This is a genomic window from Streptomyces shenzhenensis, from assembly GCF_021462265.1.
GTDB classification, from domain to species: Bacteria; Actinomycetota; Actinomycetes; order Streptomycetales; family Streptomycetaceae; genus Streptomyces; species Streptomyces shenzhenensis.
Window position 1 is genome coordinate 1 of the sequence record NZ_JAJONF010000008.1, and the last position, 16,215, is coordinate 16,215.

General features: G+C 70.5%; 13 protein-coding genes. 4 read left to right on the forward strand and 9 right to left on the reverse strand.

The genetic code is table 11. From position 1 onward, the window contains the following. Nucleotides 1–249 precede the first annotated feature (249 nt). The 3 genes from LQ326_RS13300 to thyX all read right to left on the reverse strand — a co-directional run bounded on the left by LQ326_RS13300 (nt 250) and on the right by thyX (nt 3,980). The gene (locus LQ326_RS13300) at nt 250–1,935 is read right to left on the reverse strand and encodes a ribonuclease J (RefSeq protein ID WP_234535995.1); all 1,686 of its coding nucleotides are present in this window, start codon (nt 1,933–1,935) and stop codon (nt 250–252) included. 163 nt (nt 1,936–2,098) lie between these two features. After that, nucleotides 2,099–2,998, reverse strand: a complete 900-nt coding sequence (dapA, locus tag LQ326_RS13305; RefSeq protein WP_234535996.1) for a 4-hydroxy-tetrahydrodipicolinate synthase — start codon at nt 2,996–2,998, stop codon at nt 2,099–2,101. A 241-nt stretch (nt 2,999–3,239) separates the two neighbouring features. After that, a complete protein-coding gene (gene thyX, locus LQ326_RS13310) occupies nt 3,240–3,980 on the reverse strand; it encodes an FAD-dependent thymidylate synthase (RefSeq protein WP_234535997.1) in 741 nt (246 codons plus the stop codon). 201 nt (nt 3,981–4,181) lie between these two features. Between thyX and LQ326_RS13315 the strand changes: the two genes are divergently transcribed. Next, complete coding sequence (locus tag LQ326_RS13315) at nt 4,182–4,418, forward strand: hypothetical protein (protein ID WP_234535998.1); 237 nt, start codon at nt 4,182–4,184, stop codon at nt 4,416–4,418. Nucleotides 4,419–4,508: 90 nt separating this feature from the next. After that, nucleotides 4,509–5,066 carry an SCO5741 family PH domain-containing membrane protein gene (locus LQ326_RS13320; protein ID WP_234535999.1) on the forward strand — a complete coding sequence of 186 codons (558 nt, stop codon included), beginning with the start codon at nt 4,509–4,511 and terminating at the stop codon, nt 5,064–5,066. A gap of 27 nt (nt 5,067–5,093) precedes the next feature. Here the strand turns inward: LQ326_RS13320 and LQ326_RS13325 are convergent, their stop codons facing one another. From LQ326_RS13325 to rpsO, 5 genes are all read right to left on the reverse strand, one after another. Then, complete coding sequence (locus tag LQ326_RS13325; RefSeq protein WP_234536000.1) at nt 5,094–5,549, reverse strand: tetratricopeptide repeat protein; 456 nt, start codon at nt 5,547–5,549, stop codon at nt 5,094–5,096. A 14-nt stretch (nt 5,550–5,563) separates the two neighbouring features. Then, the gene (dapB, locus tag LQ326_RS13330; protein WP_234536001.1) at nt 5,564–6,316 is read right to left on the reverse strand and encodes a 4-hydroxy-tetrahydrodipicolinate reductase; all 753 of its coding nucleotides are present in this window, start codon (nt 6,314–6,316) and stop codon (nt 5,564–5,566) included. A gap of 29 nt (nt 6,317–6,345) precedes the next feature. Then, complete coding sequence (locus LQ326_RS13335; RefSeq protein ID WP_234536002.1) at nt 6,346–7,725, reverse strand: M16 family metallopeptidase; 1,380 nt, start codon at nt 7,723–7,725, stop codon at nt 6,346–6,348. Beyond that, a complete protein-coding gene (locus LQ326_RS13340; RefSeq protein ID WP_234536003.1) occupies nt 7,722–9,968 on the reverse strand; it encodes a polyribonucleotide nucleotidyltransferase in 2,247 nt (748 codons plus the stop codon). The genes LQ326_RS13335 and LQ326_RS13340 overlap by 4 nt, the downstream gene beginning before the upstream one ends. Nucleotides 9,969–10,288: 320 nt before the next feature. After that, nucleotides 10,289–10,576: a 30S ribosomal protein S15 gene (gene rpsO / locus LQ326_RS13345; protein WP_089098391.1), complete on the reverse strand. Its 288-nt coding sequence runs from the start codon at nt 10,574–10,576 to the stop codon at nt 10,289–10,291. Nucleotides 10,577–10,846: 270 nt separating this feature from the next. Here rpsO and LQ326_RS13350 point away from each other — a divergent pair, with 270 nt between their 5' ends. Beyond that, a complete protein-coding gene (locus LQ326_RS13350) occupies nt 10,847–11,140 on the forward strand; it encodes a DUF397 domain-containing protein (RefSeq protein ID WP_181804473.1) in 294 nt (97 codons plus the stop codon). 744 nt (nt 11,141–11,884) lie between these two features. After that, nucleotides 11,885–15,094, forward strand: a complete 3,210-nt coding sequence (locus LQ326_RS13355) for an SCO5717 family growth-regulating ATPase (RefSeq protein ID WP_234536004.1) — start codon at nt 11,885–11,887, stop codon at nt 15,092–15,094. Between the two features lie 69 nt (nt 15,095–15,163). Here LQ326_RS13355 and LQ326_RS13360 read toward each other — a convergent pair whose 3' ends face one another. After that, entirely contained in the window at nt 15,164–16,114 is a 951-nt protein-coding gene (locus LQ326_RS13360) for a bifunctional riboflavin kinase/FAD synthetase (protein ID WP_234536005.1), read from the reverse strand. Between the last annotated feature and the right edge of the window lie 101 nt (nt 16,115–16,215).

Genomic DNA, 16,215 nt, shown 5'->3' on the forward strand with positions numbered 1-16,215 from the left:
ATCTTGCGTTTCCGACTCTATCAGACCTTTTCCCGATCCGATTTCCTCGGTGCTTTCCAGGTTCCCGCTCTCGCGTTTCCCTTTCCGGCGGCTCCGACTTTATCAGAAGTTCTGAGTCGGAATTTCCACCCGGTCCGGGGCGAACCGATCCAGTCCATGAAGCACTGGGGTTCCCCGCTGGGCGGAGCCGTAAACGTACTGGAGCGGGGTGCCCCGATGCAAATCGAGGCACCCCGCTCCGCGCGCGCGTCAGACCTCCACGACCACCGGGAGGATCATCGGCCTGCGCCGGTAGGTGTCCGAGACCCACTTGCCGAGGGTGCGTCGGATGAGTTGCTGCAGCTGGTGGGGTTCCACGACCCCGTCCTGGGCCGAGCGTTCCAGGACCTCCGAGACCTTCGGGATGACGTCCACGAACGCCGAGTCGTCGATGCCGGAACCGCGGGCCTGGACATAGGGCCCGCCCGTGATCTTGCCGGTGGACGAGTCGACGACGACGAAGACCGAGATGATGCCCTCGTCGCCGAGGATCTTGCGGTCCTTGAGGGCCGGCTCACCGACGTCACCGACCGAGAGACCGTCGACGTACACGTAACCCGCCTGGACCTTGCCGGAGATCTTGGCCTTGCCCGCGACGAGGTCGACGACGACGCCGTCCTCGGCGATGACGATGCGGTCGTGCGGGACGCCGGTGAGGGCGCCGAGCTCCGCGTTGGCACGCAGGTGGCGCCATTCGCCGTGGACCGGCATCAGGTTCTTCGGCCGGCAGATGTTGTAGAAGTACAGCAGTTCGCCGGCGGAGGCGTGGCCGGACACGTGCACCTTGGCGTTGCCCTTGTGGACGACGTGGGCGCCCCAGCGGGTCAGGCCGTTGATGACGCGGTAGACCGCGTTCTCGTTTCCGGGGATGAGGGACGAGGCCAGGATGACCGTGTCGCCGTCGACGATGCGGATCTGGTGGTCGCGGTTGGCCATCCGGGACAGGGCGGCCATCGGTTCGCCCTGTGAGCCGGTGCAGACCAGGACCACCTCGTGGTCGGGGAGGTCGTCGAGCGTCTTGACGTCGACCACCAGGCCCGGCGGGACCTTCAGGTAGCCGAGGTCCCGTGCGATGCCCATGTTGCGGACCATGGAGCGGCCGACGAAGGCGACCCGGCGGCCGTACTCGTGGGCCGCGTCCAGAATCTGCTGGATGCGGTGGACGTGGCTGGCGAAGCTCGCCACGATGATCCGCTTGCTGGCGCCGGCGAAGACCTGGCGCAGGACGTTGGAGATGTCGCGCTCGGGCGGGACGAAGCCCGGGACTTCTGCGTTCGTCGAGTCGGCCAGGAGGAGGTCGATGCCCTCTTCGCTCAGCCGTGCGAACGCGTGCAGGTCCGTGAGGCGCCGGTCCAGCGGGAGCTGGTCCATCTTGAAGTCGCCGGTGTGGACCACCATGCCGGCCGGGGTGCGGATGGCCACGGCCAGCGCGTCGGGGATGGAGTGGTTGACGGCGATGAACTCGCAGTCGAAGGGACCGACGCGCTCGCGCTGCCCCTCGGCCACTTCCAGGGTGTAGGGGCGGATGCGGTGCTCCTGGAGCTTCGCCTCGATGAGCGCGAGGGTCAGCTTGGAGCCGACCAGCGGGATGTCCGGCTTCTCGCGGAGCAGGAAGGGGACACCGCCGATGTGGTCCTCGTGGCCATGGGTGAGGACGATGCCCTCGATATCGTCGAGGCGGTCCCGGATGGACGAGAAGTCCGGCAGGATCAGGTCGATTCCGGGCTGCTCCTCCTCGGGGAAGAGCACTCCGCAGTCGACGATCAGCAGGCGGCCGCCGTACTCGAAGACGGTCATGTTTCGGCCGATCTCGCCGAGGCCGCCGAGCGGCGTGACGCGGAGGGCGCCTTCGGGGAGCCGGGGCGGCGGGCCGAGTTCAGGATGCGGATGACTCAAAAGACTCTCCTCACCACGCACGCCACGTACCGGTCCGGCACATGGCGTGCGTGACGTTCGTGCATGAGCAGTTGTCGTTTTCTTCAATGGGGTGCGGGCACCGGTGGTCCCGCTTGTTCAGTTGTGAAGCGTTGCTGCGCGGACGACCGCGCGAAGTCTGTTGTCAGAGTTGTACCCCGCCCGCGGCAAGATCGATCTTGAGCTGGGCGATCTCTTCGGCCGAGCACTCGACCATCGGTGCGCGCAGGGGTCCTGCGGGCAGTCCCTGGAGGGCGAGCGCCGCCTTGGTGGTCATGACGCCCTGGGTGCGGAACATGCCGGTGTAGACGGGGAGCAGCTTCTGGTGGATCTCGGTGGCCTTGACGACGTCACCGGAGGTGTACGCGTCGACGAGGGCCCGCAGGTCGGGGGTGACCAGGTGGCCGACGACCGAGACGAAGCCGACCGCGCCCACGGAGAGCAGCGGCAGGTTCAGCATGTCGTCGCCCGAGTACCAGGCGAGCCCGGACTGCGCGATGGCCCAGCTGGCACGGCCGAGGTCGCCCTTGGCGTCCTTGTTGGCGACGATCCTCGGGTGCTCGGCGAGGCGGACGAGCGTCTCGGTGCTGATCGGGACGCCGCTGCGGCCGGGGATGTCGTAGAGCATGACGGGCAGCCCGGTGGCGTCGGCGACGGCCGTGAAGTGCCGGTACAGCCCCTCCTGCGGGGGCTTGTTGTAGTACGGCGTGACGATCAGCAGGCCGTGGGCGCCGTCGCGCTCGGCCTGGCGGGCCAGCTCGATGCTGTGGTGGGTGTCGTTGGTGCCGACGCCGGCCAGGACGTGGGCGCGGTCGCCGACCGCCTCCAGTACGGCTCGTACCAGGTCCGATTTCTCCGCGTCGCCGGTGGTCGGGGACTCGCCGGTGGTGCCGTTGACGATCAGGCCGTCGTTGCCTGCGTCCACCAGGTGGGTGGCGAGCCGCTGTGCGCCGTCGAGGTCGAGTGCGCCGTCCGCCGTGAACGGCGTGACCATGGCGGTGAGAACCCGCCCGAAGGGGGTCTGCGGAGTGGAGGTCGGAGCCATGGGTTACACGCTACTCGCTGCCCACTGTGTGGTCTGCCCTCGGGGTACGGGGAAAGTCATGACAAATGCGGAGCCCGGCACTGCCTGCTCGGGGGTTCAAGCAGTGCCGGGTCCGTTTGATCAGGCTAGATGAACTTCTCTAAATGCCGCAATACGGACACCTCGCGAGGCTGATCCCCGCATCCGTCCTGGCACGCCCGGATGACCGTGCCAGGGCGCCCGACCGGGGCCCGAAGAGGTGCTACGGCGCCACTCGGCCGTTGGCGTTGAAGGCCGCGTGGGTGAGCGGCATGAGCTTGGCCCACTCCGCCTCCATCTTCTCGCCCACCATCTCGATCTCCCGTTGCGGGAAGGACGGCACCTTGGCCAGCTCGTGCTGGGTGCGCAGCCCCAGGAAGTGCATCAGCGAGCGGGCGTTGCAGGTGGCGTACATCGAGGAGAAGAGCCCCACGGGCAGCACCGCCCGGGCGACCTCGCGGGCGACGCCGGCGGCGAGCATCTCCTGGTAGGCCTCGTACGCCTGCCGGTAGGAGTCCTCCATGACGTTGCCGACCAGTTCCTGCTGGGCCTGGGTGCCCTCGACGAAGACGTACTTGCCGGGGCGGCCCTCCTGGACGAGCTTGCGGGACTCTCCGGGGACGTAGAAGACCGGCTGGAGCTCGCGGTAGCGGCCCGACTCCTCGTTGTAGGACCACCCCACCCGGTGCCGCATGAACTCGCGGAAGACGAAGATCGGGGCGCTGATGAAGAAGGTCATCGAGTTGTGCTCGAAGGGGCTGCCGTGCCGATCGCGCATCAGGTAGTTGATGAGGCCCTTGGAGCGCTCGGGGTCCTTCTTCAGCTCGTCCAGGGACTGCTCGCCGGCGGTGGAGACGCGTGCGGCCCACAGCACGTCGGAGTCGGTCGCGCTGTGCTTGACCAGCTCGACGGTGACGTCGCTCCGGAAACTGGGTTTGAGGTCGTCGGCGGGGGTGTCGGTCACGGCTCGGAGGGTCCTTCCATCACTTCTCTCGGGCGGCGCCCACTCTACGGCCCGGCACCGACAACGGGGCGTTCGGTGCCGGGGCGCGACATACGGCCGCGAATTTCTGTGAATTCGGTGAAACCGGGCACCTCTCGGGCCACTCCCGCGTCTGTGTAGATGACAGACAGTCGTTCGATCCCGAGAGGGGATGCACCGCCCATGTCCGGTCGGCGCGAACCGGTCCCGTTCGCCTTCCTCGCCGAAGCCGACAGGTTCCGCAGCAATGTCACTCCGCCGCCCCGTCGGCGGTCGTCCGTGAGTCAGACGGCCGGACGGTGGCTGCTCGGGCTCACCATCGTGGCCGGGCTGGTGGGCTCGCTGGTGCTCGGCATGCCGGCGCTGTCCACGCCCTCGGACACGCAGATCCAGCGGTCACAGGCCTCCCAGGGGCACTGACCCCTTCCGGACCCCCGTGAGTGGTGGGCAGGGACACGGGCGGATAGCCTCACCGGCACAGCCCACGCATGGATTGAGTGAGGACCAGCCGTGCCCCTGCCCTTCCTGACGGCCGACCGCGCCTATGACGCGGCACTCGACAACGCCCTGCCGTACGACGACCGGAACCGCTGGCGGCGCCCCTACCGGCCCGGCCCGTGGCGGGTCGGCGGGGCCGCCCTGTGGCTGCTGCTCTCCTCGTTCGTGCTGTTCGCGGCGGTCGCGCTGGCCCTGACCGGCGAGCTGTCCTCCGCCGGGGCGGCCTTCGGCATCGCGCTGCTGATCGTCGCCGCCGCGCTGCGGATACTGCGCATGGGCGTGTGGGTGAGCGCGCGCGGCGTGCGCCAGGTCGGTCTGCTGTACACGCGGACGGTGCCCTGGAAGCGGGTCGTCTCGGTGCGTACGGCACAGCAGCCGGTGCGCTGGCTGGGCCTGCCGCGGACCGTGCAGGGGCAGGCGCTGACCCTCGTACGCAAGGACCGCTCTCCCACGGACGCCGAGCCGCTGCTGACCACGCACGGCATGGACTTCGTGGGCCGGGCGTCGGCCTTCGACCGTGCGGCGGACGCGGTGGAGGCGTGGGCGGCGGAGTACCGGCGAAACCCTTGAGGTGCCGTCCGTGAGAGCGGCGCCGGTTCAGGCGGAAAAGGGTGTTCTGCCGTCGTGCAGGGCGATGGCGCGCTGCATCGCCTTGCGGGCGCGCGGGGTGTCGCGGGCGTCGTGGTAGGCGACGGCGAGGCGGAACCAGCTGCGCCAGTCGTCGGGGGCGGCCTCGGTCTCGGCCTTGCGCTTGGCGAAGACCTCGTCGGCCGAGTCCCGGTCGATCCGGCCGCCGGGCGTGCGTTTCAGCTCGTCCACGGGCAGGCCGCCCTCGGCGTCGAGTTCGGCGGCGAGGGCGTTGGCCCGGCGGACGAACTGGGTGTTCTTCCACAGGAACCACAGGCCGATGACCGGCAGGATCAGCACCGCCACCCCGAAGGTGACGGTGAGGACCGTGCCGGTCTGGATGAGCATCACGCCCCGGCTGCCGACCAGGACGAAGTAGAACACCAGGACGGCGGCCGTGACGGCGTAGGAGATCTTCGCGCGCATGTCGTCGTACCGGCTCAGCTCAGGTCCAGGAAGTTCTCCAGGCCGAAGGTCAGGCCCGGAGTGGTCACCACCCGGCGGGCGCCGAGCAGGATGCCCGGCATGAAGCTGCTGTGGTGGAGGGAGTCGTGCCGGATGGTGAGGGTCTCGCCCTCGCCGCCCAGCAGGACCTCCTGGTGGGCGAGGAGGCCGCGGAGGCGGACGGCGTGCACGGGGACTCCGTCGACGCTGGCGCCCCGCGCGCCGTCCAGGGCCGTCACCGTGGCGTCCGGGGCCGGGGCGGTGCCGGCCGCGCGGCGGGCCTCGGCGATGAGCTGGGCCGTGCGCGTGGCCGTGCCGCTCGGCGCGTCCACCTTGTTCGGGTGGTGGAGTTCGACGACCTCCACCGACTCGAAGTAGGGCGCGGCGATCTGGGCGAACTTCATCGTCAGCACGGCGCCGATGGAGAAGTTCGGGGCGATGAGCACGCCGGTCTCCGGGGACTGGGCGAGCCACCCCTTGAGCTGCGTGAGGCGCTCGTCGGTCCAGCCCGTGGTGCCGACGACGGCGTGGATGCCGTGGCGCACGCAGAAGTCGAGGTTGCCCATGACCGAGGCGGGGGTGGTGAGCTCGACCGCGACCTGGGCGCCGGACGCCTCCAGCACCTCCAGTTTGTCGCCCCGGCCGAGGGCGACGACCAGCTCCAGGTCCTCGGCGGCCTCGACCGCCGCCACCGCCGCGGACCCGATACGGCCCTTGGCGCCGAGGACCGCCACGCGCAGCTTGCTCATCTTGTTCTTCGTTCCTTACCTGTGGTGTGTCAGGCGACGGCGTCGTGCAGGCGTGCGGCCTGTTTGTCCTTGAGGGGGCCGATGACCGACAGCGACGGGCGCTGTCCCAGGATGTCGCGGGCGACCGAGCGGACCTCGTCGGGGGTCACGGCGGCTATCCGGGCCAGCATGTCGTCGACGGACATCTGCTCGCCCCAGCACAGTTCGCTCTTGCCGATACGGTTCATCAGCGCACCGGTGTCCTCCAGGCCGAGGACCGTGGAGCCCTGGAGCTGGCCGATGGCGCGGCCGATCTCGTCGTCGGGCAGCCCGTACTCGGCGACCTGGTCGAGTTCGTCCCGGCAGATCTTGAGCACGTCGTGCACCTGCGAGGGCCGGCAGCCGGCGTAGACGCCGAAGAGGCCGCAGTCGGCGAAGCCCGAGGTGTAGGAGTACACGCTGTAGGCCAGGCCGCGCTTCTCGCGGACCTCCTGGAAGAGCCGGGACGACATGCCGCCGCCGAGGGCGGTGTTGAGCACGCCGAGCGCCCAGCGGCGGTCGTCGGTGCGGGCGAGGCCCGGCATGCCGAGGACGACGTGTGCCTGTTCGGTCTTGCGGCCGAGCAGTTCGACGCGGCCCGCGGTGCGGATGCTGCGGCGGCCGTCGCGCGGGGCGATGGGCCGGGCGTCGGAGTTCTTGAACGCGCCGGCCTTCTCGAAGGCCGCGCGGACCTGTCGTACGACCTTGTTGTGGTCGATGTTGCCGGCGGCCGCGACCACCAGGTGGGTGGGGTCGTAGTGCTTCTTGTAGAAGCGGCGGATGCGGTCGGCGCTGAGGGCGTTGACGGTGTCGACCGTGCCGAGGACCGGGCGGCCGAGGGCGTTGTCGCCGAACATGGTGTGCGCGAACAGGTCGTGCACGCAGTCGCCCGGGTCGTCCTCGGTCATCGCGATCTCTTCGAGGATCGCGCCGCGCTCGACGTTGACGTCGTCCTCGAGGATCAGGGAGCCCGTGAGCATGTCACAGACGACGTCTATGGCGAGCGGCAGGTCGGTGTCGAGCACGCGCGCGTAGTAGCACGTGTACTCCTTCGCCGTGAACGCGTTCATCTCGCCGCCGACCGCGTCGATGGCGGAGGAGATGTCCAGGGCGGAGCGGCGCGTGGTGCCCTTGAAGAGCAGGTGCTCCAGGTAGTGCGTGGCGCCGTTCAGGGCGGGGGTCTCGTCGCGGGAGCCGACATGGGCCCAGATGCCGAAGGTCGCGGAGCGGACCGAGGGCAGGGTCTCGGTGACGATGCGCAGGCCGCCGGGGAGGGTGGTCTTGCGGACCGTGCCGATGCCGTTCTCGCCCTTGATCAGGGTTTGGGTACGGGCGACGGCCCGCGCCTCCGAAGAGGTGCGGGCCGTCGCCGTGGAGCTGCTCGACGTCACTTGTCGCCCGCAGCCTCGCCGCTGTCGGACGCAGCGTCCTTCGCGTCCCCGGAAGCCTCTTCCTCGCCCTCGATCACGGGGATGAGGGAGAGCTTGCCGCGGGAGTCGATCTCGGCGATCTCGACCTGGACCTTCTGGCCCACACCGAGGACGTCCTCGACGTTCTCCACGCGCTTGCCGCCGGCCAGCTTGCGGATCTGCGAGATGTGCAGCAGACCGTCCTTGCCGGGGAGGAGGGAGACGAAGGCGCCGAACGTCGTCGTCTTCACGACCGTACCGAGGTAGCGCTCGCCGACCTCGGGCATCGTCGGGTTGGCGATGCCGTTGATGGTGGCGCGGGCGGCCTCGGCGGACGGGCCGTCGGCGGCACCGATGTAGATGGTGCCGTCGTCCTCGATGGTGATCTCGGCGCCGGTGTCCTCCTGGATCTGGTTGATCATCTTGCCCTTGGGGCCGATGACCTCGCCGATCTTGTCGACCGGGATCTTCACGGTGATGATCCGCGGCGCGTTGGGGGACATCTCGTCCGGCTTGTCGATCGCTTCCATCATCACGTCGAGGATGTGGAGGCGGGCGTCCCGGGCCTGCTTGAGGGCGGCGGCCAGGACGGAGGCCGGGATGCCGTCCAGCTTGGTGTCGAGCTGGAGGGCGGTGACGAACTCCTTGGTGCCGGCGACCTTGAAGTCCATGTCACCGAAGGCGTCCTCCGCACCGAGGATGTCGGTGAGGGTGACGTAGTGCGTCTCCCCGTCGATCTCCTGGGAGATCAGGCCCATCGCGATACCGGCGACCGGGGCCTTCAGCGGCACACCGGCGTTCAGGAGCGACATGGTGCTGGCGCACACCGAGCCCATGGACGTCGAGCCGTTGGAGCCGAGGGCCTCGGACACCTGGCGGATCGCGTAGGGGAACTCCTCGCGGGCCGGCAGGACCGGGACCAGGGCGCGCTCGGCGAGGGCACCGTGGCCGATCTCGCGGCGCTTGGGGGAGCCGACGCGGCCGGTCTCGCCGGTGGAGTACGGCGGGAAGTTGTAGTTGTGCATGTAGCGCTTGCGGGTCACCGGGGAGAGGGTGTCCAGCTGCTGCTCCATCCGGAGCATGTTCAGGGTGGTGACGCCCAGGATCTGGGTCTCGCCGCGCTCGAACAGCGCCGAGCCGTGCACGCGCGGGATGGCCTCGACCTCGGCGGCGAGCGTCCGGATGTCCGTGACACCGCGGCCGTCGATGCGCTTCTTCTCCTTGATCACGCGCTCGCGGACCAGCTGCTTGGTGAGCGAGCGGTACGCGGCGGAGATCTCCTTCTCGCGGCCCTCGAACTCGGGGAGCAGCTTCTCGGCGGCCAGGCCCTTGACGCGGTCCAGCTCGGCCTCGCGCTCCTGCTTGCCCGCGATGGTCAGCGCGGAGGCGAGCTCCGGGCGGACGGCGGCGGACAGCGCCTCCAGGACGTCGTCCTGGTAGTCGAGGAAGATCGGGAACTCGCCAGTCGGCTTGGCGGCCTTGGCGGCGAGGTCGGCCTGCGCCTTGCACAGGACCTTGATGAAGGGCTTCGCGGCGTCCAGGCCGGCGGCCACGACGTCCTCGGTCGGCGCCTCGGCGCCGCCCTTGACCAGCTGGATGGTCTTGTCGGTGGCCTCGGCCTCGACCATCATGATCGCGACGTCGCCGTCCTCCAGGACGCGGCCGGCGACGACCATGTCGAAGACGGCGTCCTCCAGCTCGGTGTGGGTCGGGAACGCGACCCACTGGCCGCTGATCAGCGCGACGCGGACGCCGCCGATCGGGCCGGAGAAGGGCAGACCGGCCAGCTGGGTGGACGCGGACGCGGCGTTGATCGCGACGACGTCGTACAGGTGGTCGGGGTTGAGCGCCATGATGGTGGCGACGACCTGGATCTCGTTGCGCAGGCCCTTCTTGAAGGACGGGCGCAGCGGGCGGTCGATCAGACGGCAGGTGAGGATCGCGTCCTCGCTCGGCCGGCCCTCACGGCGGAAGAAGGAACCCGGGATCTTGCCGGCGGCGTACATCCGCTCCTCGACGTCCACCGTGAGGGGGAAGAAGTCGAGCTGGTCCTTGGGGTTCTTGGAGGCGGTGGTGGCCGACAGCACCATGGTGTCGTCGTCCAGGTATGCCACGGCGGAGCCGGCGGCCTGCTTGGCCAGGCGGCCCGTCTCGAAGCGGATGGTGCGGGTGCCGAAGGCGCCGTTGTCGATGACGGCCTCGGCGTAGTGGGTCTCGTTCTCCACTAGCGTTTTCTCCGTTACTTTCGTCTGCGTTACGTCTTTTGTCCCGATCCGCCCGTGTGGCGGGGGGACGTCACGGAGAAGCGCGCCGTGCTGTGCGGGCCGGTCTTCGATCGAAGCACCCGGGGCTCGCTTCCCCCGGGGGCCACTACCGAGGACCGGCGGCGGCTTGGGTGCGCTTCTCCTTCTTCGCTGTCGTGCATGTCGTGCGTATGGCGTTGTGCTACCACACTACAAAGCGTGAGTGACACTCCGCGAGTTTCCGCACGTACGGCAAAGGGAGCGGTCCCGGGGCTTCCGGGAACCGCTCCCTTCACGGCGTCTTACTTGGCGCCCGCCGCACCGCGGCGGATGCCCAGGCGGTCGACCAGCGCACGGAAGCGCTGGATGTCCTTCTTCGCCAGGTACTGCAGGAGGCGACGACGCTGACCGACCAGGATCAGCAGGCCACGGCGGGAGTGGTGGTCGTGCTTGTGGACCTTGAGGTGCTCCGTCAGGTCGGAGATCCGGCGCGAGAGCATGGCGACCTGGACCTCGGGGGAGCCGGTGTCACCTTCCTTGGTGCCGAACTCGGTGATGATCTGCTTCTTCGTGGCGGCGTCGAGCGACACGCGTACTCCTCATAGTCCGTGAATGGCCACCGAGTGCCCCCGGTCTTCATCGCGGGGAAGCTTGCACAACTCGGGTGGCGAGGTCCGCTGGGCGCTGCCTCCGGGGTCCGCGAGGACTCCGGGGGTGCGTACACAAACGTCCGTCGTCAAGGGTACCAGTGCCGATGGGGGGCTCCGTCCCGGGGATACGGAAGAAAGATACGAGCCCGGTACGACGCCCAGTAATGTGACGGTCACAGCCTAGGTACGACGGGAAGGGGTCGCTGCGGGATGAGCGAGACGGCTGAGGAGATGAAGGCGCGCAAGGAGCGGGAACGGGACGAGCTCTACGCGCTCGACATCTCGGGCGTCGAGTGGCACTGCGCGCCCGGTACCGAGCAGGACGAGGAGCGGGTCGAGATCGCCTATCTGCCGGAGGGCGCGGTGGCCATGCGGTCCTCGCTCGACCACGGCACCGTGCTGCGGTACACGGAGGCGGAGTGGCGGGCGTTCGTGCTGGGCGCCCGGGACGGGGAGTTCGACCTGGAGCCGAACGAGCGCAACGGGGGCCTGGCCGCCCAGTAGGAACAGCGACCTCTGCGGGGCGGCACGCGCGCGTGCCGCCCTTTTCGCGGTCCGGCCGCGGACGGGACTTTTCTCGGTCCGGCCGCGGACGGGCTGGTTCCGGCGCCGGCGAAGTCGAGGCCCTCCGCGGTGATCGCGAGGAGTGCCGCCCGGTCCAGTCCCAGGGCGGCAGCCGGATCAGCGCACGGCCGACCTGCGTGTCACGGTGACCGGCGGTGCCGGTGAGGTCATGGCCGGAGCGGAGTGGTCCGCCGAGAAGTTTGCCGTCGGCGCACGAACTCCCGTTCCCCACCCATGGAATTCGCCCGCCGGTACCCGGAAACACGCACACGTACCGGCATGTTCAAGCACCGCCGATCGGCAACTGTTCACAACCCCGGCGTCCCAGCGGACTCATGACGGGGGTGGGCAGGGCGGCAGACGCCAACTGGTAACCGAACTGACGGCTCTTGCCCCTTTTGTTCGTCGACCGTTCGGCAATACGAAGGCCCCGTACGGCACTTCCGGGCAGGGTGTGACCAGGTGGACCTGTCACGAGAGGCGGACGGGCCTGCCGAGGTGCGGCTCATGGTGATTAGGCTGGGAGGGGGGCGCGACGTCAGGACCGTGAACACGGCGTCGGAGTCCCGAGGGGGGAGAGCCGGTGGATCGGACTACCTCGCACGAATACGGATGCTGAGAACGACACGACATGGTCGTCGCGCCGGCACGGCATGAGGGTGCTCGACCACATCAGGAGGAACTGTGAGCAGCGATCGGGACGGGATCCGCGGGGGCTGGGCCACACCCGGCGATGACCAGCCCGACGCGGAGTCACTCAACGAGATGACGGGCGAGTTCACGATCGACTACGCGCCGCCCGCGTGGTACACGCAGAACGCGGCCGACGGTTCCGCGCCGCCGACCGGCGGTCCGGACGGTCCGGGCGGCTCCGGCTCGGGTGACCCGGGATCGGCAGGCAAGCCCGGCGCGGAGAGCCGTCCGGGGACAGGTGCCGCGGGGGCCGGTACGGGACCTGCCGCACCGCCTCGTTCGCCGTTCCCGCCAGGGGTGCCGATCCCCGGGCTGACGCCTCCTCCGCACGCCCAGCAGGGGGGTGGGAAGCCGGGCCCCGGGCTGCCCTTCACTCCGCCGCCCCCGGCTCCGCCGGCATCTGCTCCGGGCGCGCCCTTCACGCCGCCGCCCACATCAGCTCCGGGTGCTCCCTTCACTCCCCCGCCGCCCACATCAGCTCCGGGTGCTCCCTTCGCTCCCCCGCCCGCGTCAACTCCTGGGGCGCCGTTCACGCCACCGCCCGCCGCGACGCCGGGTGCGCCGTTCACTCCGGCACCCGCGTCAACTCCGGGGGCTCCCTTCACCCCTCCGCCCACGGCGCCGTTCACCCCGGCCGCGCCGCCCGCCGACGGTCCGGCCGCCGTTCCGAAACTGCCGGTCGGTTTCGAGCCGCTGCCTGCCCCCGCCGAGGAGTCGGTGCCGGAGCCCGAGCAGGACAGCGGTGACCTGGAGAGCGGTGCGACGATGCGGTTCTCCGCCGTCGCGGTGAAGCGTGAGGTGGCCGAGGCCGCCGAGCCGACCGCCGCCGCCGCCGAAGAGGGGGAAGCCGAAGGGGACGCCGAGGTCCGCGCGCTTCCGGTGCCCTCCGGGGCGGCCGAGGGAGTCGAGGAGGACGCCGACGACAAGTCCGAGCCGTCGGCCGACAGGGACGACTCCGACGCGGACGCGCCCGACGAGGCCGGGGTCGCCGAGGCCCAGGCCCAGGCCCAGGCCCAGGCCCAGGCCCAGGCCCAGGCCGACGGTACGGCCGAGAGGGAGGAGCCGGTCCAGGAAGCCGTCCCGGCGGACACCGCGGACGACGGCGAGCCCCGGTCCCGGTCCGAGGATGTTGTCGTCGCGGACACCCGAAACGGCGAGGACACTCCTGACGAGAACGACGACGAGGCTCGCGCCGAGGACGACCAGACCGGCGAGGACGACCAGACCGGCGAGGACGTAGCCGTCGTGGACCCCGTCGAGCCCCCCGCCGTCACCGCGGCGCCGGCCCCGCCGCAGGAGGCGCCCCCGGCTCCCGAGGACCCCGTGCCCACCGCCTGGACTCCCCCGCCGACACCTCCGGCGGTGGTCCCGCCGCTGCCGCCGTCCTACCAGCCCGCGGCCCCCGCCCCCGCCGCCCAGTGGCCGGTCCAGCCGGCCGCACCGGAGCCGGTGCCCGGCCAGCCCCAGCCCACCGCCGCGCCGGATCCGCGGCCGTTCCCGCCGCAGGCCCCGCATCCCGCGCCCGCCGCCTGGCACCAGCCCGCGCCCGCACAGCCCCCCGTGCCGGACGCACAGGGCGGTTACGGCTTCCCGCCGCCGGGCGCCCCCGTACCGCCGCCGCAGGCACCGGGCGGCTACGGCTTCCCGCAGCCCATGACTCCTCCGGCCCAGCCCGGCGGTTACGGCTTCCCGCAGCCCGGACAGCCGCCACAGCCCCAGCCGCAGCAGGCCGCCGCCGCTCAGGACCCCCGCGCCGCACAGGCACCGCAGGCACCCGAGCAGGCGGCGCAGCCGCAGCCGCACCCGCAGCCGCCCGTCGATCCCCGGGCGGGTGCCGCCTGGCCGCAGCCCATCCAGCACGACCAGCGGCAGATGACCAACCCCGGTGCGGCGCCGCTCGGGTACACCGCCGCCGTGGAGCTGTCCTCCGACCGGCTGCTCAACAACAAGAAGCAGAAGGCGAAGAGCGGCCGGCCCGCTGCCGGATCCTCGCGGTTCAAGATCGGCGGGAAGAAGGAGGAGGCCGAGCGGCAGCGGAAGCTGGAGCTGATCCGCACGCCCGTGCTGTCCTGCTACCGGATAGCGGTGATCAGCCTGAAGGGCGGTGTCGGCAAGACCACCACGACCACCGCGCTCGGCTCCACCCTCGCCACCGAGCGGCAGGACAAGATCCTCGCCATCGACGCCAACCCGGACGCCGGCACCCTCGGCCGCCGCGTGCGCCGCGAGACCGGGGCCACCATCCGTGACCTGGTCCAGGCGATCCCGTACCTCAACTCCTACATGGACATCCGGCGGTTCACCTCACAGGCCCCGTCCGGCCTGGAGATCATCGCCAACGACGTCGACCCGGCCGTCTCGACCACCTTCAACGACGAGGACTACCGGCGCGCGATCGACGTGCTGGGCAGGCAGTACCCGATCATCCTCACCGACTCCGGCACCGGTCTGCTGTACAGCGCGATGCGCGGGGTGCTCGACCTCGCCGACCAGCTGATCATCATCTCGACGCCGTCGGTGGACGGGGCCAGCAGCGCGAGCACGACGCTGGACTGGCTGTCCGCGCACGGGTACGCCGACCTGGTGCAGCGGTCCATCACCGTGATCTCCGGGGTCCGCGAGACCGGCAAGATGATCAAGGTCGAGGACATCGTGGCGCACTTCGAGACGCGCTGCCGGGGGGTCGTGGTCGTCCCCTTCGACGAGCACCTGTCCGCCGGTGCCGAGGTCGACCTCGACATGATGCGGCCGAAGGTGCGGGAAGCGTACTTCAACCTCGCGGCGATGGTCGCCGAGGACTTCACCCGGCACCAGCAGATGCACGGCCTGTGGACCAGCGACGGCAACCCGCCGCCGGTCGCCGCCCCGCCGATGCCCGGCCGGCCCCTGCCCGGCCAGCAGTACTACGCGCCCGGCCAGCCGCAGCCGTACGCGCCTGGGCAGCCGCAGCCGTACGCGCCGCAGCAGCCGTACCCGCCGCAGCAAACGCAGCCCCCGCAGCCCCCGCAGGGACAGCCGCCGCAGCAGGAGCTGTACGGCCAGCCGCAGCCCGGCGCCCAGCCCCACCCGCCGCAGCCGGGACAGCAGCCGTATCCCCCGCAGCCGCAGTCCCAGCCGCAGCCGCAGCCGCAGCCGCAACCCGGATACGGCTATCCGCAGCAGCCGGCCCAGCCTCCGCACGGACAGCCGCCGCAGCAGTAGCCGATACGCCGAAGGGCGGCCGGTGCCTCACCGCACCGGCCGCCCTTCGTCGTCTGGACGAACCTCCGCTCAGGCGCCCTCGGCCGCCACCAGCTCCCGGCAGCGCTTGACGTCCTCGGCCATCTGCTCCAGCAGCGCGTCGAGCGAGTCGAACTTGGCCTGGCCCCGGACGTAGGCCAGGAAGTCGACGGCGACGTGCAGGCCGTACAGGTCGAGGCCCACGCGGTCGATGGCGTACGCCTCCACCGTGCGCTCGGTGCCGCCGAACTGCGGGTTGGTGCCGACGGAGATCGCGGCCGGCATCACCTCGCCCTGGGCGTGCAGGTAGCCGGCGTAGACGCCGTCGGCGGGGATGGCGGTGTGCGGGAGGGTCTCCACGTTGGCGGTGGGGAAGCCCAGCTCGCGGCCGCGCTGGGCGCCGCGCACGACCACGCCCTCCACCCGGTGCGGGTGGCCCAGGATCTCGCGCGCGCCCGCCATGTCGCCCGCGGCGACCAGGCGCCGGGTCAGGGTCGAGGAGAACGGCTCGCCGCCGCCCGCCGCCCCGCGCACGAACAGTTCGACGACCTCCACCTCGAAGTCGTACACCTTGCCCTGCTCGATGAGGAACTCGACGCTGCCCGCGGCCTTGTGGCCGAAGCGGAAGTTGGGGCCCTCCACGACGGCCTTGGCGTGCAACTTGTCGACCAGGACCTTCACCACGAAGTCGGCGGCCGACAGCCTCGAGAACTCGGTGGTGAAGGGGAGGATCAGCACCGCGTCCACGCCCAGCTCCGCCATCAGCTCGGCGCGGGTGTGGTGCGGGGCGAGCAGCGGCGGGTGGCTGCCGGGGCGGACGACCTCGCTGGGGTGCGGGTCGAAGGTGACGACGACCGCCGGGATGCCCAGCTCACGGGCGCGGTCCACGGCATGCCGGATGATCAGCTGGTGACCGCGGTGCACCCCGTCGTAGGAACCGATGGTGACGACGCTGCGCCCCCAGTCCTCGGGGATGTCCTCCAAGCCACGCCAGCGCTGCACTGTGTCCGCTCCTCGAACGTGTGTCCGTTGTCCCTACTTACGCAGGTCTAAGGGTGCCATGTTTGGCGCACGCGGCTCACACCGGCACGGTCGCTGTGACC